The sequence below is a fragment of the Lachnoclostridium sp. An76 genome, assembly GCF_002161355.1.
Taxonomy (GTDB): domain Bacteria; phylum Bacillota; class Clostridia; order Lachnospirales; family Lachnospiraceae; genus Mediterraneibacter; species Mediterraneibacter caccavium.
This window is the reverse complement of the sequence record NZ_NFHL01000002.1, coordinates 412810-433561: the sequence shown is the minus strand read 5'-3', so window position 1 is coordinate 433561 and position 20752 is coordinate 412810. Positions and strand designations below refer to the sequence as shown.

Genomic DNA, 20752 nt, shown 5'->3' with positions numbered 1-20752 from the left:
CCGCGGCGTGATATGGATGATATGGATCCCGTGCCGGGAGCTGTATGCGGGTCCCGGATTCCGGAAGGAGGCAGACAGATGACAGGTTCCGAGAGAAGAGATGCGATCATAAAACAGATCAGGGAGAGCAGGACTCCTGTACCGGGGAAAAGCCTGGCAGCAGCCTATGACGTGAGCCGGCAGGTGATCGTGCAGGATATCGCGCTGATCCGGGCGGCAGGGTATGATATCATGGCTACAAACCGGGGGTATATCATCAATGAACCGGCTGCGGTCAGCCGGGTGTTCAAGGTAAAGCATACGGACGCGCAGGTGGAAGAGGAGCTCAACTCAATCGTAGACCTGGGTGGATGTGTGCGCAATGTTATGGTGAACCACAGGGTGTACGGCCATATGGAGGCGGAGCTGAATATCACTTCCAGGCGGAAGACAGCGGACTTTATCCGGGATCTGCGGAGCGGAAAGTCAAGCCCGCTGAAAAATATCACTTCAGGATATCATTATCACACTGTGGAAGCGGACAGCGAGGAGACGCTGGATCTGATCGGTGAAATGCTGAGGGAGAAGGGATTCCTCGTAGAAGAGAAAAAAGAAAGAGCGTGATGGGACGGGGGACACTGTAAGCGGTAGAATAGTATAAGCCGCGGACAGTGTCTTTTTCTTGCACGGAGTCTGCTTTTGTTTTACAATGATTAGAAAAAAGGCGGCCAGCCGGCTGCGGAATGGAGTTTATCTGTATGGATGAAATATTACGGCTTCTGCCGGAAATCCTGAATATAGATCTTATCCGCGGGACTATAAGTAATCCGCGGGACAAGGAGGGCATAATAAAGATCAGGGTTCGCCCTCTTGAAAAAAAGGGGGAGCTGTACTTTCAGCTCGAATCCTTCACAAAGACACAGGCGTTTCATGAAAATCTGACAGCCAAAGATGCGTGCCGGAAGATCGCGGGGTATATGGAGCGGTTCGGGCAGATGCAGATCGAGACTGTGAGGGAAGAGTGCACGGTGCTTGTGAGCAAAAAAGGGAAGGTCACGGTACGCCGGAAGAAGAGAAAGACGGAAGCCCGGCCTGCGGACCGCTCCCATAACCGGAAGAAACATTACATCCTGGAGGAAGGCGTGCCGGTCCCGTTCCTCAGAGACCTGGGAGTGATGACAGAGGACGGGAAGATCGTGCGGACGAAGACGGACAAATTCCGCCAGATCAACCGCTTTCTGGAATTTATCGAGGATATCCTCCCCAGGCTGGAGAAGGGGCGGGAGCTTACGATCCTGGATTTCGGATGCGGGAAATCCTATCTCACATTCGCCATGTACCACTATCTCCACGAGCTGAGAGGATATGACATCCGTATCATCGGGCTGGACCTGAAAAAAGATGTGATCGATCACTGCGGGAAGCTGGCGGAAAAGTACGGGTATGACAAGCTGACCTTCCTCGTGGGGGATATCGCAGACTATGACGGCGTGGACCGGGTAGATATGGTGGTCACACTCCACGCCTGCGACACAGCCACGGACTACGCGCTGGCAAAGGCGGTGGGCTGGGGCGCGGAAGTGATCCTCTCTGTGCCGTGCTGCCAGCATGAGTTGAACGCGCAGTTTGCGGCCAGTGGCGGATGCGCCGAGGTCATGGCGCCGGTCATGGATTACGGGCTTTTGCGGGAGCGGTTTGCCGCGCTGGCCACAGACGGGCTCCGCGCGAAATATCTGGAGAGAGAAGGGTATGAGACCCAGGTGCTGGAGTTTATCGACATGGAGCACACGCCGAAAAATATCCTGCTGAGGGCAGTAAAGACGGGGAGAAAAGACGGAAGAGCAGCAGAAGAGATCAGAAAATGTATCGAGTTCCTGGGAGCCGCACCCACGCTGGGGAGACTTCTGGATCATAAAGGGGAGAATGAATAAGGATGAAAAGAAAGCTTATCAAAGCAGGTGTGCTGCTGGTCATATTTGCCGCGGCGCTTGTGGTCAGCAGTCTGGTGATAAACAGGGGGACCGGGGATGAGATCGTGGATATGGGGGCGCCGTCGCTTCCGAGGATCTCGTTTCTCCTGGATGGAAAAACAGTGAATACACTTTCCGGGTATACGGAGGAGATGGAGATCCCGTCCATGCGTGATACGATCATCCCTCTCGGGGAGGACGGGACCCTGACGATGGGGCTGGAAGAGGGGAGCGGATCTGTCAGCGGCATCCGATATGAAGTGTACTCCATGGACGGCAGTGAGAAATATACAGAAGGGAAAGCAGAGCTCCCGGCTGAGGGCGAGACAGTATCCCTCAGGCTCGGCGATGTGCTGACAGAACCGCTGGAAGAGGCGGTGCTGAAAGTAATCCTCGATACGAATGCGGACCAGACGGTCAGCTATTATACGAGGATCATCCTGCCCGATGACCTGGCGGCGGCAGAGTGCCTTGCTTTTGCCCAGGATTTCCATGCAAAGGCCATCGCCGGAGATGAGTCGGCGGAGCTGGGGCTTTACCTCGAACCCGGCGAAGAGAGCGATAACACGACTTACCAGGTGGTAAATATCCATTCAGATATCACGCACATCCTCTGGGGAGACTTAAAGCCCCAGGTGCTGGGCGATGTGGAATGGGATATTAAGGAGTGCAATTCCGTGTACACTTCCCTGCTCGCCGAATACCAGGCGGCGTGCACGGATGACAGCGGGGAGAATAAACTGTACAATGTGACGGAATTTTTCCGCATCCGGTATGTGGAGGGAACAGTATACCTGCTGGATTATAACAGAGAACTGGAAAAGGTTTTTGACGGAGACGCGGAGTCCTTTGACAGCGCAGGCATCCTGTTCGGGATCGCGCCGGAGGATATCCAGTATGAAGAAAATAAAGATGGGACGGCCGCGGCCTTCGTACAGGCTGACAATCTCTGGCTGTTCGATCCGGAGAGAGCCGAGCTTACGGAAGTGTTCAGCTTTGACAGCAGGGAAGGAGCAGACGCGAGGAGCAGGAACCGGAACCATACTGTGCGCATGCTCAGCATGGATGACAAAGGGAATATCGCTTTTGCGGTCTGCGGATATATGAACCGTGGGATCCATGAGGGACAGGTGGGCACCGCGATCTATTATTTTGACAGAGAGCAGTCCATTGTGGAAGAAAAAGCCTTTATCTCCAGCGTGAAATCGCCCGCAGTGGCAGAGGAAGAGCTGGGGAAGATGGTATATTATTCTCAGGAGCAGGATGTGCTTTATATGCTGGCGGATGGGAAACTGTACCAGACAGAGCTCGGGGAAGAAGAGCAGACCGTGCTTGCGGAAGGGCTTACGGAAGATCAGTATGCCCTGTCAGAGGACGGCAGCAGGATCGCATACCAGACTCCGGCTGCTGAGGAGGGCGGAAATGCCGGGATACAGGTCCTGGATCTGCAGAGCGGCGAGGGATATACGGTGGAAGCCGCGGACGGCGAAACTGTACGTCCTCTCGGATTTGTAAACAGCGACTTTGTGTATGGGAAATCCCGTGCCGAAGATACCGGGGCATCTCCTGCCGGTGGAGAGATCACTCCGATGTACGAGGTGGAGATCCGCAGCTCGGGCAATAAGGAACAGGCGAAATATGCCTTTGCAGATCAGGGTCTGTATATCACAGATATTACGATTGAAGGAAACCTGCTTACCCTGAACCGGGTGCAGAAGGACGGAGAACGGTATGTCACGGCGCAGCCGGAGTATGTGACGAATAATGAAGAACGTCAGGACACAAAGCTGACACTGGAAACATATACCACAGACATTGCAGGGACAGAACTCCGTCTGACGTTTGCGGACGGGATAGAAGAGCGTGAACCTGAGGTGACAGGGGCGGATCTGGTCTCGGAGAGAGAGCCTCTGGAGCTTAGCATCGGAAGCGATGGGGATACGGAGAAGTTCTATGTATATGGCATGGGGCATCTTGCCGCTGTGTGCGAAAGCGCAGGAGACGCCGTGCAGAAGGCGGAACAGGTGTCAGGTGTCGTCGTATCCTCGGAGCAGGCATATGTCTGGGAAAAGGGCAACCGGGATCTGGTATACTCGACAGAGGCGGCCGCATTTGCAAAAGAAGGGGATGAGACGTCCCTGGAAGCGTGCGAGAGGTATATGGAGCCCTATGACGCGCAGCGTGTGGATCTGACCGGATGCACCCTGGACCAGGTGCTGTATGTCGTCAACAGGGGATGCCCGCTGATCGCGCTTACCTCAGCGGACCACGCAGTGCTGATCACCGGATACAGCACGACAGATGTCACTTACATTGACCCGGACAGCGGCGCGGCGCATACCGTGGGGATCAATGAGATGGAAACAATGGCGCAGAGCGGCGGAAACGTGTTTATCGGGTATATTCGATAAAAATCTGATAAAAAGCGGGACGCAGAGACGGTAAAAAGCGGGGCGCAGAGAGCACTGTAAAAAACAGCAGCCGGAGAGGGGATAGCTCCTTTTCCGGCTGCTGTTTTTGTGATTGAGTTTTTTATGATTCAGTTTTTATTTATGAGCTTTTCACTGCGCTCCTTACTGCGCTGCCCTGCGGAAGATCAGTCCCTTATACCTGCTGAGCGCAGTGTGCAGGATCAGTCCGAGCACCGCACAGGAGATTACTTCCCCGATACCGACGGTCAGCATCATGAATGGGATCGGAAGCGGCACCATGTATCCGTACTTCAGCACAAAAGGCACGATGAGCACATTCGCGATGATGGGCGGAAGAGGGGCCAGATATTTGCTGTGGTTCCTCAGCATCCATGTAAATACCGCGCCGATCAGGGTCGCAAGGCTTCCGAAAATAATATCCGGGAGAATGCATCCGCCGAGGATATTGCTGATGAGACATCCGATAAATAGTCCTGGGATCGCGGCCGGGGTAAATACAGGAAGGATGGTCAGAGCCTCGGATAAACGGACCTGGACCTCTCCGTAAGCAAAAGGTGCGACAAGCAGTGTCACGACTACGTAGATCGCGGCGATCATCGCCGCCTGTGCCATGAAAAGCACATTGAGGTGTTTGAATACTTTCATTTTTCAATTCTCCTTTAGTTTTGTTTTACGAGTGGAAGGTCTCGAACACTCGGCACATTTAACGGCGGTGACCGCCGGCAGACCTTGAAAGACCTTGTTTTTAGACGGGTCTGCAACGTGGGATAGTATAACACGGCAGTACAGGAAAAGCAAGAAAATCGGTAGTTTTATTGAAGGGTAGAAAAATAACCTGAAAAAATATTGACAATTCCGATTTGCCATGGTATCGTAAACCACAAGTTAATACACTAAACCGATGAAGTGGAGATAACGGCGATCATGCCTTTACAGAGAGCCCGGGATGCTGAGAACCGGGTGAGAAACAAGTCGTCAAATGGACCGCTGAGGGCGCAGTCAAATGCGGGGGATATGGTATCCCGCAGAGTATTCTGCGACGTGGAGGCATACGTTAGTTGCCGGGGATATGATGGTATCCTGCTAAGCGCACGGGGGATTTCCCGTGAATTCGAGGTGGCACCGCGGATTATAATTATTTTGTATGATTCGTCCTTGACAGAAATAAAAATCTGTCAGGGACTTTTTTATTGCATAAGTAAGGCACAAAATTGAGATTTGTGACGAGATGAGATGGAACATCATCTGATAAAGAAAGATCAGCCGGATTATGGATGGCATGGCTGGAAACACCAATATCCTCTGGCAGGCGAAGAAAAGGAGGCAGAAGCGATGAAGATCTTAAAGAATGTATCCACCCACTGCTATATGCTGGAGTCAGCGCAGGCGGATGAAAAATGGGGCAGATATACCTTTCTTGGATATGACCCGAAGATGGAGATCACCTGCATGGACGGGGAGATGAATGCAGGCGGCGTCCGGTTCAGGACAGACGACCCGTCCGGGTATCTCCGCCAGATCCTCGCGGATCATAAGAGCCCGCGATTTGAGTATCTTCCCTCCTTTACCGGAGGGCTGGTAGGATATTTCTCCTATGATTATCTCGGATACAGCGAGCCTGCGGTGCGGACAGAGGCGGAGGATACAGAGGCGTTCAAAGACGTGGATCTGATGCTCTTTGATAAGGTGATCGCTTTTGACCATTTCCGGCAGAAGATCATCCTGATCGCAAATATGCGTCTCGGGGAAGAAACGGAAGGGGCACTGGAGACTGAGTACAACAGGGCGGTCATGGAGTTAAAACAGATGCGCGATCTCCTGCGTACCGGAGAGAAAAAGGAAGAACCGGGCGGGCATCTCACAGGAGAGATCACGCCGCTGTTTGACAGAGAAGCGTTCTGCTCCATGGTGGAAAAGGCGAAGCACCACATCCGGGAGGGAGACATCTTCCAGATCGTGCTTTCCAACCGTCTCGCCGCCCCGTTTGAGGGAAGTCTTCTGAACACTTACCGGGTGCTGCGCACGATCAATCCGTCGCCGTACATGTTCTATTTCTCAGGGACGGATGTGGAGGTGGCAGGCGCTTCCCCGGAGACACTGGTCAGGCTGGAGGACAGCGTGCTCCATACATTCCCGCTGGCGGGGACAAGGCCGAGAGGAAAGACGGATGAGGAAGACATGGAGCTGGAGAGGGAGCTCCTGAAGGACGAAAAAGAGCTCGCTGAGCACAACATGCTGGTGGACCTGGGGCGGAATGACTTGGGCAAGATCAGCCGGTTCGGCACTGTGCAGGTGGAGAAATTCCATTCCATCGAGCGGTTTTCCCATGTGATGCACATCGGTTCTACCGTGCGCGGCGAGATCCGGGACGGCTGCGACGCGCTGGATGCTGTCGAGGCGGTCCTCCCGGCGGGGACGCTCTCTGGAGCGCCGAAGATCCGGGCGTGCCAGCTCATCGGCGAACTGGAAAATAATAAGAGAGGCATCTACGGCGGCGCCATCGGATATATTGACTTTACAGGAAATATGGATACCTGTATCGCCATCCGCATCGCGTATAAGAAAAGATACTGTTGATCGACAATTATGACAGCTTTTCCTATAACCTGTATCAGATGGTCGGGGAGATCGATCCTGAGATCAGAGTCATTCGGAACGATGAGATGACAGTGGATGAGATCAGGGAGTTGGGGCCTGACCGGATCATCCTTTCGCCGGGGCCGGGGAGGCCGGAGGATGCGGGGATCATCATTGAGGCGGCAAAAGAGCTGGGGCGGGAGATCCCCGTTCTGGGTGTCTGCCTGGGGCATCAGGCGGTGTGCGCGGCGTTTGGGGCAAAGATCACATATGCGAAAGAGCTGATGCACGGGAGACAGTCCGAGGTACGGTTCGACAGGGAATGCCCGCTGTTCCGGGATATCCCGCCGGCTGCCCCGGCGGCGAGGTATCATTCCCTTGCGGCGGACGCATCCACGCTCCCGGAGGAACTGCTGGTCACAGCCGTCGCAGACGACGGCGAGGTGATGGCAGTGCAGCACAGAGATTACCCGATCTACGGGGTACAGTTCCACCCGGAGTCCATCATGACGCCGGACGGCAGACAGATGCTGAAAAATTTTATCGAGTAAAAGGAGACAGAAGCCATGATCAAAGAAGCAATCGTAAAAATCGTAAACAAAGAAGACCTGACCTATCATGAAGCGTATACTGTGATGAATGAGATCATGAGCGGGGAAACAACGCCCACACAGAATGCGGCATTCCTTTCCGCCCTTTCCACAAAGAGCGCCAGGGCGGAGACCAAAGATGAGATCTCCGGCTGCGCGGCTGCGATGCGCGACCATGCGGTAAAAGTGGAGACCGGGATGGATGTGTTCGAGATCGTAGGGACCGGAGGGGACAATGCCCACAGCTTCAATATCTCGACCACTTCCGCATTGGTCGCGGCGGCAGGCGGCATGAAGGTGGCAAAGCACGGCAACCGGGCGGCGTCTTCCCAGTGCGGGACAGCGGACTGTCTGGAAGCGCTGGGGGTGAATATCCGGCAGAGCCCGGAGCGCTGCGTGGAGCTGTTAAATGAAGCGGGGATGTGCTTTTTCTTCGCGCAGGAGTACCACACCTCGATGAAATATGTAGGGGCGATCCGGAAGGAACTGGGATTCCGGACCGTATTCAATATCCTGGGGCCTCTCACGAATCCCGGGAAACCGACGATGCAGCTTTTGGGCGTGTATGACGACTATCTGGTGGGCCCTCTGGCGCAGGTACTGGCAGACCTGGGCGTGAAACGGGGAATGGTGGTCTACGGACAGGATAAATTAGACGAGATCTCACTGAGCGCGCCGACGACTGTGTGCGAGATCCGGGACGGATGGATCCGGAATTATGTGATCACCCCGGAGGACTTTGGATTTGACCGCTGTACAAAGGCAGACCTTCTGGGCGGGACGCCGGAAGAGAATGCGGCGATCACAGTGTCCATCCTGAAAGGGGAGAAGGGGCACCGGAGGAATGCAGTGCTCATGAATGCCGGGGCGTCGCTCTATATCGGCGGGAAGGCGGAGTCTATGGCTGACGGCGTGAAGCTGGCGGCGGAGCTGATCGATTCCGGGAAAGCGCTGGAGACACTGGAAAAGCTGATCAAGATCAGCAACCGACCGGAGCTGGAGGATGAGCCCGGGGCGGCAGAAGCGGAGGTGCAGGGATGACGGCGGCCGGCATGGGAGCACAGGCAGAAAAAGGAAAGAGACCCGGCGGCGGGATGATCCTGGACCGATTGGCGGACCACGCCAGGGAACGGGTGGAAGAGGCGAAGCGCAGACAGTCCCTGACAGAGATCCGGCAGAGGGCATCGGATATGCCGAAAGGAAATTTCGCCTTTGAAAATGCGTTAAAAAAACCAGACATCGCCTTTATCTGCGAGTGCAAAAAGGCGTCCCCGTCCAAAGGGCTGATCGCGCCGGAGTTCCCCTATCTTTCGATCGCCCGGGAATATGAGGCGGCGGGAGCGGATGCCGTCTCCGTGCTGACAGAGCCCAAATGGTTCCTGGGAAGCGATAAATACTTGAAAGATATTGCAGAGGCAGTGTCCATCCCCTGCCTGAGAAAAGATTTCACAGTGGACGAATACATGATCTATGAGGCAAAGCTGCTTGGAGCGTCTGCTGTGCTCCTCATCTGCTCGATCCTGTCTGAGGAGCAGATAAAAGAGTACATCGGGATCTGTGACGGGCTGGGGCTGTCCGCCCTGGTGGAAGCCCATGACGGAGAAGAAGTGGAAATAGCGCTGCGCGCAGGTGCCCGGATGATCGGAGTGAACAACCGGAATTTGAAAGACTTCTCCGTAGATACAGAGAACAGCCGGAGACTGCGGCAGATGATCCCGCCGGAAGTCCTGTTCGTCTCTGAGAGCGGCGTGGGCAGCGCGGAGGATGTAAGCAGGCTGCGCGGGATTGGTGCTGACGCGGTGCTGATCGGAGAGACGCTGATGCGCGCGGCGGATAAAAAAGCAAAGCTCCGGGAGCTGAAAGGTGAAGGATAGATGATGAAGATCAGGCTCCCGGGAGCTGAAAGGAGAGGCGTAAATGACGAAGATCAAACTGTGCGGGCTGTCCCGCCCCTGCGACATCCGGGCGGCGAATGAGCTTCTGCCGGATTACATCGGATTTGTCTTTGCCCCGAAGAGCCGGAGATATGTGTCCCCGGAGAAGGCGGCGGAGCTGAAGCGGATGCTGGATCCGGGGATCCGGGCGGCAGGGGTGTTTGTGGATGAAAAACCTCAGGTCATAGAATTGCTTGTCAGCCGGGGCGTGATCGATGCAGTTCAGCTTCACGGCAGGGAGAATGAGGATTATATCCAAGACCTCAGGAAACGGCTGGGAAACACCTTGATCATCCAGGCATTTTCTATCTGCTCGGAGCGGGATGCCAAAAGAGCTGAGGAGAGCAGCGCGGACCTGATCCTGGCGGATTCCCCCGGCGGCGGGACGGGAGAGGTGTTTGACTGGACGCTGCTCAGGAAGATCCGCCGTCCGTATTTCCTGGCGGGTGGGCTGACCCCGGATAATGCCGGGGACGCGGTAAATGCGCTGTCTCCATACGGAGTGGACGTCAGCTCCGGAATAGAGACGGACGGATACAAAGACCGGGAGAAAATGGAGAAATTTGTCCTGGCGGTCAGAAGGGCGGATGCGCGGCGGACAGAAGAATAGGAAAAAGAAAGGATGAGATACAATGACAAACCCGAACGGACGCTTCGGCATCCACGGCGGTCAGTATATACCGGAGACACTGATGAACGCTGTGATCGAGCTGGAAGAAGCGTATAACCATTATAAAAACGCCCCGGAGTTTAACCGGGAGCTGGAGGAGCTTTTCAATGAATACGCGGGGAGGCCTTCCCGGCTGTACTATGCGGAGAAGATGACAGAGGACCTGGGCGGGGCGAAGATCTACCTGAAAAGAGAAGACCTGAACCATACAGGGGCACATAAGATCAACAATGTGTTGGGCCAGGCGCTCCTTGCGAAGAAGATGGGCAAGACAAGGCTGATCGCGGAGACAGGCGCCGGGCAGCACGGAGTCGCCACCGCCACCGCGGCGGCTCTCATGGGAATGGAATGCGTGGTCTTCATGGGAGAGGAAGACACGAACCGTCAGGCGCTGAATGTATACCGCATGCGTCTGCTCGGGGCTGAGGTCATCCCGGTGAAGACAGGAACAGCAACATTAAAAGATGCGGTCTCAGAGGCGATGAGAGAGTGGACATCCAGGATCAGCGATACCCATTACTGCCTTGGTTCTGTCATGGGCCCTCATCCGTTCCCCACGATCGTAAGGGATTTCCAGGCGGTCATCTCCAAAGAGATCAAAGAACAGATCATGCAAAAGGAAGGGCGTCTGCCGGACGCGGTGGTCGCCTGTGTGGGAGGCGGCTCCAATGCCATCGGGAGCTTTTACCACTTTATAGAGGATGAGGGTGTGCGGCTGATCGGATGCGAGGCGGCAGGAAAGGGCATCGACTCCTTTGAGACGGCGGCAACGGTCAACACGGGAAGAGTCGGCATCTTCCACGGAATGAAGTCCTATTTCTGCCAGGATGAATACGGACAGATCGCCCCGGTCTACTCTATTTCCGCGGGGCTGGATTATCCGGGCGTGGGGCCGGAGCACGCTTATCTCCATGACATCGGCAGAGCGGAGTACGTCCCGGTCACGGACGAGGAGGCAGTGAATGCGTTTGAATACCTGGCGAGGACAGAAGGGATCATTCCGGCGATCGAATCCGCACACGCCGTGGCGCATGCCATGAAGATCGCGCCGGAGATGGGCAGGGATCAGATCATCGTCATCACGGTCTCGGGCAGGGGCGACAAAGACTGCGCAGCCATTGCCCGTTACAGAGGGGAGGATATCTATGAGTAATATAGGAAAAGCATTTGAAAACGGAAAAGCATTCATCCCGTTCATTACCTGCGGGGATCCGGATCTGGAGACAACGGCAGCAGTCGTCCGCGCGGCTGCGGCAAACGGTGCTGACCTGATCGAGCTTGGAATCCCCTTCTCAGACCCCACCGCAGAGGGGCCGGTGATCCAGGGGGCGAACCTGCGGGCGCTGAACGGCGGAGTCACCACGGATAAAATCTTTGACCTTGTAAGAGACCTGCGCAGGGATGTGGAAGTGCCGATGGTATTTATGACCTATGCGAATGTGGTGTTCTCCTACGGTTCTGAGCGGTTTATCTCTACCTGCCGGGAGATTGGGATCGACGGGCTGATCCTGCCGGACGTCCCGTATGAAGAGAAAGAGGAGTTTCTCCCCATCTGCCGCAGGTACGGCGTGGATCTGATCTCGCTGATCGCGCCGACGTCGGAGGACCGGATCGCTATGATCGCCCGGGAAGCGGAAGGGTTCCTGTATATCGTCTCCAGCCTGGGGGTTACCGGGGTGCGGAGCGAGATCAAGACCGACCTGGGAGCGATCGTGGAGACCGTGCGGCAGAATACGGACATCCCGTGCGCTATCGGGTTCGGCATCTCCACACCGGAGCAGGCGGCGAAAATGGCAGGGATCTCGGACGGGGCAATCGTCGGGTCTGCCATCGTCAGGCTGATCGGAGAGCATGGGAAAGACGCGCCGGAGTATGTGGGAGAGTATGTGAAGAGGATGAAAGAGGCGCTGGGGTAAGCGAAAGATTTATAGAGGATTGGAAGGAATAAAAGAGCGAAAGGGCAGAAATGCCGCCGGTGATCTGCGTGCTGGCGGTATTTCTGCCCTTTGAGTTGGAGGTTTAAGTTTTGGGGCACGGTTTGCATTTTCATACTTGACAAATATATCACAAGACGATATATTATAATCAAAATATATCACTTGACGATATATCGGAATCCGAAAATACTTTCTATGAAAACACAGAGAGGAGTGATAGGATGTCAGAGAAGGAAACACCGCTGACTGAAGCGTTTTTTTATATCCTGCTGTCCCTGCGGAAGCCGAATCACGGATACGGCATCATCCAGGAGGTGGAGCATCTGACGAATGGGCGCGTAGTCCTTGGCCCGGGTACCCTTTACGGAGCACTGCAGACCATGCAGAAGCGGGACTGGATCAGGATCTACAGTCAGGATACAGAGTCGCGGAAGAAAAAGGAGTATATGATCACAGAGCTGGGGAAAGAAGCGTTCGAAGCGGAGAGGAGCCGCCTGAAAGAACTGCTGGACAATGCAAAGCTCATGGAGGAGGGAGAAGTATGATCCGATTCAGACTGTATTATGATAAGGACAAGGAGACAGAGTGGCTCAATGAGATGGCGGCTGACGGCTGGGCGCTGAAAAGTTTTTTCGCAGGATTTTATAAATTTGAGCCATGTGAGAAAGGGGAATATATCTATCAGATCGATCTTGGGGATGAGCTGTATTCAGTCAGCGACGAATACCGGGAGCTGATGGGAGAGCTCGGTGTGGAGATCGTAGTGCTGTGGGGCTTTTGGATCATACTGCGCAAGCGGGCGGAAGACGGTCCGTTTGAGCTGTATACGGATGTAGATTCGAAGATCGAACATTACCGGAAGATACGGCGGATGTTCAAGGTCGTAACGGTCATAGAGCTGCTCGCGCTTTTTTCGGAGATCTATGCGGGAATGACAGGGAATGGTGTTGGCTGGGTGTTTGCGCTCCTGATCAGCCTGTTTGTTTTCACCTGTGCGGATGCAGCGCTCCGGACCAATAAGGTCATCGCGAGACTGGAGGAACAAAAAAGCGGGATCGAGCCGGAGAAGAAGGGAGGGGGTACTTTGCCGCTGATCATCATAGACATAGGACTTCTGACCAACTGCTGTATGACGGCGGCGGAGGATTTTGCGCCGCCGATGATAAGTTATCCTGTCCACATTTTCGCTGTTATCATGATGGCCGTCGGTATCGTGCTCATGGTAAAGGAAGGGAAATGAACAGTTACAGGTGGACAGCAGCTGGCGGGTCGGTATAGAATTTTTGGGAAATGCATAAACTTGACTTTGCCTGGAGCATATGCTATATTCAGTACAGGCAAAAAGATATAAGAGTTCTAACAGGAACGGCGAGAACCCCCGGAGGTGCGATCTCCGGGGGTTCTCTATTCCATTTTTGCGGGTGGATTAAGCCCGAGGTTAGTTACCGACTATTCATCGCTGTCTAACCATTTGATGATGTAGTGGCAGGCTACACCAGCCATGACAGCGATAAGAAAAGATATAAGAATTTCCAACAGAAACACCCCCTTCCTGATACCAGTATAGGGGCGGTAACTTCTTCAGTATATCATACATCTCCGTAGCACGAAAGTACGTTACTTTCCTATTATTGCTTTAATTCCAGAGTACGGCGGATGATCTCTTCCACAGCCTCAGCGCCGATGCCTGTGTCAATTGTAAGATCGTAGTTCCCGGAATGTCCCCAGATCCGTCTTGTATAGTAATGGTAATTATCCGAACGCCTGCGGTCCATCCTGCGTACTTTCCGGCGGGCGTCCTCTTCCGACAGATCTTCCGTATCCATGATCCGTTTTACACGGTAATCTTCCGGCGCGTGGAGATAGATCTTCAGGCAGTCTTGCCGGTCACGGAGAAAATAATCTGCGCATCTGCCGAGGATGACACAGTTTCCCTGATCGGCGAGACTGTGGATGACTTCTCCCTCGGATTCGAAGATGGCGTCCCTGGGAGCTTCCCGGGTATCGGAGTAAATGTACATCTGGCTTACAAGGTCGTAGAGGAAGCTGTTCGTTATATTTTCTTCGTGCTCCTGCACGAATTTCGGTGTATATCCAGTGGAGCCTGCAGTCATCTGTATGATCTCATTGTCGTAGAAGGCAAATCCCAGTTTTTCCGCGAGCTCTTTCCCGATGTCGTGCCCGCCGCTTCCGTACTGGCGCCCGATCACGATGACCTTGTACGGCACTGGAGCTTTATCATCTGCCGAAAACGAAGAGTTATCTGAAACTGAAGTACCCTCCGAAGCCGAAGCTGCGGCAGTTTGTTCATCACTACTTTTCTCATTTGTGCGGAAGAGACGCGGTCCGAGAAAGGCGAGTCTGCGTCCGAACAGGCGGGCGATGAAACCGACGAGCAGAGCGGCGATGATCGTCCCTTCTCTGACCCCGTCCAGGCGATGGGCGAAGAGGAGAGAAAGGACTGCCGCGATGACGGCCAGCGACACGTCAAAAGCAACTTTTGTGGATCCGAATTCCGTCTTCCATGTGGAAGACACCGCACGGACGAACGATTCGCCGGGGAGCATCGCCACATCGGCGAGGACTTCTGTGTATACGCCGAATCCCAGGATCACGCACCCGATCAGCAGATAGACCACAGAAGAAAGATAGGTCTGCGGATCCACAAAAAAGAGCATGACCATGGTCAGGTCGATGAAATATCCGAACAGGATGGAGATCGGGATCTGCAGCAGATGCTCCGCCTTAAAATTCCTGCGCAGGATGACGAGCTGGATCAGTATCAGCAGAAGGCTGAACGCGATCGTGAACTGTCCCAGTGTAAACGGAAAGTTCAGGCTGAGCACATATGGGATCGATGAGATCGGGGATGTGCCCAGATCCGCCTTTGTGATCAGGCTGACGCCCAGTGAATTGATGAAAAGCCCGATCAGAAATACAATATATCGTTTTAGTTTTTCCATATTTGGATCAATCCTTTCTTGAAGAGATATTCTCATAGACCCGCAGCATCAGATCCATGAATGTTTTCCGTTCCGTTTCGGAAATGCCGCGGAATGCTTCTTCTTCCATCTCGGAGAATGCTTCTGTCACCGGCTTAAGCTGTTCTTTTCCTTTTCCAGTCAGAAAAACATAGAGACTGCGGCGGTTCCCGTTCAGCATGCGCCGCTCCACAAGTCCGGCGTCTTCCATGCGGTTCAGGATCGTGGTGAGCGTGCCCGGCTCGATATGGCATCCCCGGGCAATGTCTTTCTGCCCGGCGCCGTCGTGATCTTTCAGGTAGTCAAGCACTTTTGGCTGCCCGATCGTCAGACCGGTGTCTTTCAGTCGGTTGAGAAGTTCCTTCTGAAATATAGAATGTTCCGCCATGATCAGATAGTGAAATGAGTGGGACATCGTGTCATCTCCTTTGCGGCAGCGTCCATGGCTGCGGATTAAATCTTGATAATAATTTGAATACAAATAATTTGAATTCAAACAATAAGATTATAGAAGTGGTGCGGGAAGTTGTCAAGAAGGATCCTGATGAAAATTAGTGCCGGGAAAATTAGTGCAGGAAAAGCAGTGACATCGGATGCCGGGTCTGGCATAATGGGAGCAGGAGGAGAAATGCGTATGGATACGATCATTATTTACGGAAGCTGTTACGGGACAACGAAAATTTACGCAGAAGCGCTGGCAGAGCGGATGGGACTGCATGCAGTGCCTTATGACAGGGCGGGAAATCTGGGCGGATATCAGAAGATCATCTATCTGGGGGGACTCTATGCGGGCAGCGTTAAGGGGCTGGCAAAGACAGTGAGGAAGATTGATCCCACGGCCTGCCGGCGTTTTACAGTGATCACAGTGGGGCTGGCTGATCCGGAGGATGAAAAATATGTGAGGAATATCAGGACGTCCGCGGGGAGGCAGATACCGGAAACGCTGAGGGAAAAGTCGGAATTCTATCATCTGAGAGGCGGCATCGACTACGCGCGGCTGAATTTCATGCACCGGACCTTGATGAAACTGCTCTACGATCAGGTGAAAAAGAAGCCGCTGGAAGATCAGGGCGCAGAAACAAGAGCTATAATCGAGACTTATGGGAAGAAAGTGGATTTTATGGATATGGGACGGCTGGATGATCTGGCAAGACGGCTGGGATGAAAGCGGATCAATGAGGATCGGATCAATAATCTCAGGAATCGGGAGAGGTTTCCAGAAGCGGGAAGGGGGATTCGTATGTTTTTTAAAAGAGAGGTTCTGCTCACCTGGGATCTGAATGAGTATCAACGGACAAAGAGTCTGCTGTCGGATCCCCAGATCGAATATACCACCAGATCCAACCCGGTTACAAATCCGGGGCGGTATCACGGCGTTCCGTCTATAAATGCATCAGCGGCATATGAGTATCATGTCTATGTGGCGGGGAAGGATTATGACAGGGCTATGACCGCCTGAAAAGGATTGGCATTCCGCTTCCCAAGATGCTGGACGTTGACAAAGACAATGAACGGATCATTAAAGAGTATATAGACGGAGATACGGTTTACCAAATGGTCCTGGAGGACAGACTTCCGGAAACCTGCCTGGAGCAGGTAAAAGCAATGTGCGGTCCGCTTTATGCCGCGAATACAAATATCGACTATTTCCCCACAAATTTTATCCTGCAGGACGGCACGCTGTATTATGTGGATTATGAGTGCAATGAGTATATGGAGGAATGGAATTTTGAAAACTGGGGAGTGAAATACTGGTCCAAAACACCGGAATTCCTTAAAGATGCTGAGGAATGTTGCTTAGTCGAAGAAGAGGAGGGCGGTCTGTGCAGGATGTCATGGGCCGGAAGACCTATCACCAGGTGATGACAGAACTTTCTCCGGACGAATGGGTTTATGGAGATCTGATGACTTATGTGATCACGCACCGCGAAGAAACGTCTACTGAGAAAATCAGATTTGTTCATAAAGTGCCTTCAGATTTGATTCGGAATCTGAAAGAGACGAAGGGAAAAGATATCTGGATCTGCGGCGGCGCAAGTATTGCTGAGCAGCTGATGCAGGAGGGCATGATCGACAGGTTCTATATTTCGGTTATTCCCGTTCTTCTGGGAGCAGGCGTCAGACTGTTCGGTGAGCTCCCGGAGGAACTGGGATTAAGACTTATGGAGACGAGAAATTACAATGGGATTGTGGAACTCAGATACGAAAGGCGCTAAAATATGAATGAAATAAAGGCATTGCAGGGAGCAGGCTGAAAAACAGTGGAGGATAGGAATGGAAATAGATCTGAGCAAATTCAAATGGACAAGGGAACCGGAAAGCTGCGTCATCCAAGACGGAGTGATAGAGATCACAACAAAGCCACACACGGACCTGTGGCAGAGGACTTACTATCACTTCCGCAATGACAATGCTCCGGTATTTCAGATGGAGACAGAGGAAAAGTATTTCAGCTTTATCGTAAAGACAGATTTCCGGGAAAGCCATCACAGGTTTGACCAGTGTGGAATCGTGATGTACCTGGACAGTGAGAACTGGCTGAAAGGGTCGGTGGAATATGAGAATGAAGAGTATCAGCACCTGGGAAGCGTTGTCACGAATCAGGGGTATTCGGACTGGGCGACCACGGTGATAGATGCCTCGGTAAAATCAATGTGGTACCGTTTCAGCCGCAGAGAGGATGACTACTGTATTGAGTGTTCTTCGGACGGGATCCGTTTTCAGCAGATGCGGATCTGCCACATGCAGAAGGGGGACGGGAAGATCCGGTTCGGCATCTACGCCTGCTCGCCGGAAGATTCTTCGTTTAAGGCAGTGTTTTCTGATATGAAACTGACAGAGTGCCAGTGGAAGGCGCATGACGGGCAGCAGCCGGATGAAGTATGAAGAAGATAAAAACGAGATATAAAGTTCTCATACTGCTGTTTCTCTTTTCTGCTATATACATCGGGAAAAATGTGTTTGATATCTGTTCCTTCAGCACAGAAGATCAGAAATGCCGGGCAGATGTGGCAATCATTCTGGGAGCTGAGACTTACAATGGTGAGGTCTCACCGGTTTATCGCGAACGGATCAATCACGGCATTACCCTGTATGAGGAAGGGTATGTGGACAGGCTGATCGTGACTGGCGGGACAGCGGATGAGGCGGAGGAATCCGATGCATCGGCAGCAAAAAAATATCTTCTTTCTCAGGGAATTCCCGAGGAAGCTGTCCTGATGGAAGATCAATCTTCGATTACCCAGGAAAATCTGGAGAATTCCAAAGTTATCATGGAAGAAAACGGATACAAGACCGCGATCATCGTCAGCGATCCCCTGCATATGAAACGGGCGATGATGCTGGCGGAAGATGCGGGGATCACGGCATACAGCTCGCCGACTCCGACAACGAGGTATGTCAGTCTGAGGACGAAAATCCCATTTCTGGCAAGGGAGACCTTTTATTATATCGGGTATAAATGGTATAGGGTATTTTTCCATTAGTAAATTATACAAAGGAGATAAATAAATGATCATCGAAGGTAACCAGAAAGAGCTTGACGCAATGAAAGAATTCCACAAAGGAAACCGGCAGGAGGGACTGAGGCTTCAGGAAGAATTTGCAGCTCAGTTCCGAGAGGAATACAAGGACAAAGATCACTGTCCCTGTCAGAAAGCCTGCCGTTATCACGGCAACTGCAAGGAGTGCGTGGCGATCCACCGCGCGCATCAGGAGCATGTCCCCAACTGTATGAGACCTATTCTTAATAAAAAGATCAGGCTCCTGTCCGAGCTGACAGAGCATTCTATTGCTAATGAGATCGAGCCTCCGAAAGAGGTTCTTCGGAAAGAATTTCAAAAAGAATTTCAATAAGAAGGATGGAGAGACAAGATTATGATACAGGTGCGATTATTTACGGACAACTTTTATATTCTGGACGACGGGCGAGTGAGGCAGTTCCTGATCGTGGGAGAGAAGAAAGCGCTTCTGGTCGACACAGGATTCCCGGACAGCCATGTATATGAGGCGGTTCAGAGTATCACGGACCTGCCGGTCCAGGTGATCATGACACACGCGGATATCGATCACGCAGGCGGACTGAAGGATTTTGGGAGCTGCCGCCTCCATGAAGCGGACTGGAATATGGTAAAAGAAGATGTGCGTCTTGAGCCTCTGCGGGAGGGGGATGTCTTCGAGTGCGGCGGCTATCGGCTGGAAACGATCGAGATCCCGGGGCATACATATGGAAGCACTGCGTTTTTTGACCGGGAGAAAAAGCTGCTGCTCCCGGGCGATTCTGTACAGAAGGCGGGACCAATCTACATGTTCGGGGCGCACCGGGATCTGGATCTGTATATAGAGAGCCAGCGGAAGCTGTGCGCTCTCGCCGGTCAGGTTGAGACGATCATTCCCTGTCACCATGAGTATCCTATCAGACCGGAGTATATCGGGCGGAACCTGGAAGATGCTGCCGCGCTGAAACGCGGGGAGCTGCGGGGAGAGAAGCACCCGTACCTGCCGTGCCGGTCTTATAAGGGGAAGTGGACAGAGTTCTATTATGATAAATAACAATCACAGTGGCAAAGAATAAGTACAGGAAATTTTGAACAGGGGGCTCTGGGGCTTATGAAAAAAATATTACTGGTATCCATGTTATGTAATGTGACTGATCTGCTGAAAAGGGCAGAGCCGGATCTGAATGGAAAAACAGTGACCTACATCCCGACTGCGGCGATCGCGGAAGAGATCGAGGGGATGGCGGAAGCGGAGACAAGGATGCTGGAGGAACTGGGGCTGACTGTCGATGAGCTGGAGGTTTCAGCCGCTTCCGAAGAAACTGTCAGGGAAAAGCTGACGAAGAATGATATGATCTTTGTGGGAGGCGGGAACACATTTTTCCTGCTCCAGGAGCTGAAGCGCTCAGGCGCGGATCGGATCATTGCCCGGGAAGCGGCAAAAGGGAAGCTCTATATCGGTGAGTCCGCCGGGGCGATCGCGGCCTGCCCGGATATTGGATATTCTGCAGAGATGGATGTCCCCGGGAAGGCGCCGGAGCTGACAGATTATACGGGAATGGGGCTGGTGGATTTCTATGTGGTCCCGCATCTGGAGCACCCGGAGATGGGACCCGCAGCAAATGCGATCATTGAGAGGTATTCGTCAGAGCTGGGCTTAAAGGCCATCGATGATCACCAGGCGATACTGATCGAGGGAGATAAGGTGAGTATACTGCCGGAATAATGTGTATAGGAAGATCTATGGAGATCAGGAAAGTAGAAACAGACAAAAAAGAATACCTGCCCCTGCTTCTTCTGGCGGACGAGCAGGAGGATATGATAGACCAATATCTTGAGAGAGGGGATATGTACGTCCTGGAGGATGGCGGTGTGAAGGCAGTGTGCGTTGTGACGGATGAGGGAAACGGCGCCCTGGAGATCAAAAATCTGGCGGTCATCCCGGAATCTCAGGGGAAGGGATACGGCAGGCACATGATCCGGTTTGTGGCAGATTCATACAGAGACCTCTTTAAGGTTCTGTACGTGGGCACAGGGGACAGTCCTGCCACAGTGCCGTTTTATGAGAAATGCGGGTTCCGCAGGTCTCATGTGGTCCGGAACTTTTTCACGGATCATTACGATCATCCTATCTATGAGGGAGGCATACAGCTTGTTGATATGGTTTATTTAAAAATGAAACTGC

The 20752-nt window shown here is 53.0% G+C and carries 24 protein-coding genes and 1 pseudogene; 22 read left to right on the top strand and 3 right to left on the bottom strand.

What is annotated here, in order from left to right; translation table 11 throughout:
• Positions 1 to 78 precede the first annotated feature (78 nt).
• The 3 genes from B5G27_RS06125 to B5G27_RS06115 all read left to right on the top strand — a co-directional run bounded on the left by B5G27_RS06125 (position 79) and on the right by B5G27_RS06115 (position 4360).
• Positions 79 to 603, top strand: coding sequence for a transcription repressor NadR (locus B5G27_RS06125; protein ID WP_087178172.1), 525 nt, complete (start codon positions 79 to 81; stop codon positions 601 to 603).
• A gap of 134 nt (positions 604 to 737) precedes the next feature.
• Entirely contained in the window at positions 738 to 1910 is a 1173-nt protein-coding gene (locus tag B5G27_RS06120) for a class I SAM-dependent methyltransferase (protein WP_087178171.1), read from the top strand.
• A gap of 2 nt (positions 1911 to 1912) precedes the next feature.
• Positions 1913 to 4360, top strand: a complete 2448-nt coding sequence (locus tag B5G27_RS06115; protein WP_087178032.1) for a C39 family peptidase — start codon at positions 1913 to 1915, stop codon at positions 4358 to 4360.
• A gap of 162 nt (positions 4361 to 4522) precedes the next feature.
• On the opposite strand, the gene B5G27_RS06110 is transcribed toward B5G27_RS06115, so the two are convergent.
• Complete coding sequence (locus tag B5G27_RS06110; protein ID WP_087178031.1) at positions 4523 to 5026, bottom strand: QueT transporter family protein; 504 nt, start codon at positions 5024 to 5026, stop codon at positions 4523 to 4525.
• A gap of 588 nt (positions 5027 to 5614) precedes the next feature.
• Here B5G27_RS06110 and B5G27_RS06105 point away from each other — a divergent pair.
• From B5G27_RS06105 to B5G27_RS06065, 9 genes are all read left to right on the top strand, one after another.
• On the top strand, positions 5615 to 6958 hold the full coding sequence (locus B5G27_RS06105; RefSeq protein WP_087178030.1) for an anthranilate synthase component I family protein: 1344 nt from the start codon (positions 5615 to 5617) through the stop codon (positions 6956 to 6958).
• 38 nt (positions 6959 to 6996) lie between these two features.
• Positions 6997 to 7509, top strand: a complete 513-nt coding sequence (locus B5G27_RS06100) for an anthranilate synthase component II (RefSeq protein WP_242958259.1) — start codon at positions 6997 to 6999, stop codon at positions 7507 to 7509.
• 15 nt (positions 7510 to 7524) lie between these two features.
• The gene (gene trpD / locus B5G27_RS06095) at positions 7525 to 8589 is read left to right on the top strand and encodes an anthranilate phosphoribosyltransferase (RefSeq protein WP_087178028.1); all 1065 of its coding nucleotides are present in this window, start codon (positions 7525 to 7527) and stop codon (positions 8587 to 8589) included.
• 11 nt (positions 8590 to 8600) lie between these two features.
• Positions 8601 to 9422, top strand: coding sequence for an indole-3-glycerol phosphate synthase TrpC (trpC, locus tag B5G27_RS06090; protein ID WP_242958245.1), 822 nt, complete (start codon positions 8601 to 8603; stop codon positions 9420 to 9422).
• A gap of 43 nt (positions 9423 to 9465) precedes the next feature.
• Positions 9466 to 10092, top strand: coding sequence for a phosphoribosylanthranilate isomerase (locus B5G27_RS06085; RefSeq protein ID WP_087178027.1), 627 nt, complete (start codon positions 9466 to 9468; stop codon positions 10090 to 10092).
• A gap of 22 nt (positions 10093 to 10114) precedes the next feature.
• Complete coding sequence (trpB, locus tag B5G27_RS06080) at positions 10115 to 11305, top strand: tryptophan synthase subunit beta (RefSeq protein WP_087178026.1); 1191 nt, start codon at positions 10115 to 10117, stop codon at positions 11303 to 11305.
• Positions 11298 to 12068, top strand: coding sequence for a tryptophan synthase subunit alpha (gene trpA, locus B5G27_RS06075; protein ID WP_087178025.1), 771 nt, complete (start codon positions 11298 to 11300; stop codon positions 12066 to 12068). Before trpB ends, trpA begins: the two co-directional genes overlap by 8 nt.
• A 242-nt stretch (positions 12069 to 12310) precedes the next feature.
• Complete coding sequence (locus B5G27_RS06070) at positions 12311 to 12634, top strand: PadR family transcriptional regulator (RefSeq protein ID WP_087178024.1); 324 nt, start codon at positions 12311 to 12313, stop codon at positions 12632 to 12634.
• A complete protein-coding gene (locus B5G27_RS06065) occupies positions 12631 to 13329 on the top strand; it encodes a DUF2812 domain-containing protein (protein ID WP_087178023.1) in 699 nt (232 codons plus the stop codon). The genes B5G27_RS06070 and B5G27_RS06065 overlap by 4 nt, the downstream gene beginning before the upstream one ends.
• Before the next feature lie 388 nt (positions 13330 to 13717).
• Here B5G27_RS06065 and B5G27_RS06060 read toward each other — a convergent pair whose 3' ends face one another.
• Together B5G27_RS06060 and B5G27_RS06055 are read right to left on the bottom strand one after the other, a co-directional pair.
• Positions 13718 to 15052: a cytidylate kinase family protein gene (locus B5G27_RS06060; RefSeq protein WP_087178022.1), complete on the bottom strand. Its 1335-nt coding sequence runs from the start codon at positions 15050 to 15052 to the stop codon at positions 13718 to 13720.
• A 7-nt stretch (positions 15053 to 15059) separates the two neighbouring features.
• Positions 15060 to 15485: a MarR family winged helix-turn-helix transcriptional regulator gene (locus B5G27_RS06055; protein WP_087178021.1), complete on the bottom strand. Its 426-nt coding sequence runs from the start codon at positions 15483 to 15485 to the stop codon at positions 15060 to 15062.
• Between the two features lie 219 nt (positions 15486 to 15704).
• Here B5G27_RS06055 and B5G27_RS06050 point away from each other — a divergent pair, with 219 nt between their 5' ends.
• From B5G27_RS06050 to B5G27_RS16860, 10 genes and pseudogenes are all read left to right on the top strand, one after another.
• Positions 15705 to 16235, top strand: a complete 531-nt coding sequence (locus B5G27_RS06050) for a flavodoxin domain-containing protein (RefSeq protein WP_087178020.1) — start codon at positions 15705 to 15707, stop codon at positions 16233 to 16235.
• Positions 16236 to 16310: 75 nt separating this feature from the next.
• Positions 16311 to 16529, top strand: coding sequence for a hypothetical protein (locus B5G27_RS06045; protein ID WP_087178019.1), 219 nt, complete (start codon positions 16311 to 16313; stop codon positions 16527 to 16529).
• Positions 16530 to 16555: 26 nt separating this feature from the next.
• Positions 16556 to 16933 carry a hypothetical protein gene (locus B5G27_RS06040; RefSeq protein ID WP_242958244.1) on the top strand — a complete coding sequence of 126 codons (378 nt, stop codon included), beginning with the start codon at positions 16556 to 16558 and terminating at the stop codon, positions 16931 to 16933.
• Positions 16894 to 17286, top strand: a complete 393-nt coding sequence (locus B5G27_RS06035) for a dihydrofolate reductase family protein (RefSeq protein ID WP_162611202.1) — start codon at positions 16894 to 16896, stop codon at positions 17284 to 17286. The genes B5G27_RS06040 and B5G27_RS06035 overlap by 40 nt, the downstream gene beginning before the upstream one ends.
• A 58-nt stretch (positions 17287 to 17344) precedes the next feature.
• Positions 17345 to 17956 (top strand): DUF1349 domain-containing protein, encoded by a 612-nt coding sequence (locus tag B5G27_RS06030; RefSeq protein ID WP_330398996.1) that lies wholly within the window; start codon positions 17345 to 17347, stop codon positions 17954 to 17956.
• Positions 17953 to 18555, top strand: coding sequence for a YdcF family protein (locus B5G27_RS06025; RefSeq protein WP_206608979.1), 603 nt, complete (start codon positions 17953 to 17955; stop codon positions 18553 to 18555). Before B5G27_RS06030 ends, B5G27_RS06025 begins: the two co-directional genes overlap by 4 nt.
• 25 nt (positions 18556 to 18580) lie before the next feature.
• Complete coding sequence (locus B5G27_RS06020; RefSeq protein WP_087178017.1) at positions 18581 to 18925, top strand: LPS biosynthesis protein; 345 nt, start codon at positions 18581 to 18583, stop codon at positions 18923 to 18925.
• 21 nt (positions 18926 to 18946) lie between these two features.
• On the top strand, positions 18947 to 19621 hold the full coding sequence (locus tag B5G27_RS06015) for an MBL fold metallo-hydrolase (RefSeq protein WP_242958243.1): 675 nt from the start codon (positions 18947 to 18949) through the stop codon (positions 19619 to 19621).
• A gap of 57 nt (positions 19622 to 19678) precedes the next feature.
• The gene (locus B5G27_RS06010; protein WP_087178016.1) at positions 19679 to 20293 is read left to right on the top strand and encodes a Type 1 glutamine amidotransferase-like domain-containing protein; all 615 of its coding nucleotides are present in this window, start codon (positions 19679 to 19681) and stop codon (positions 20291 to 20293) included.
• 17 nt (positions 20294 to 20310) lie between these two features.
• Positions 20311 to 20751: pseudogene (locus B5G27_RS16860) on the top strand (GNAT family N-acetyltransferase); the annotation flags it as partial.
• Position 20752 lies beyond the last annotated feature (1 nt).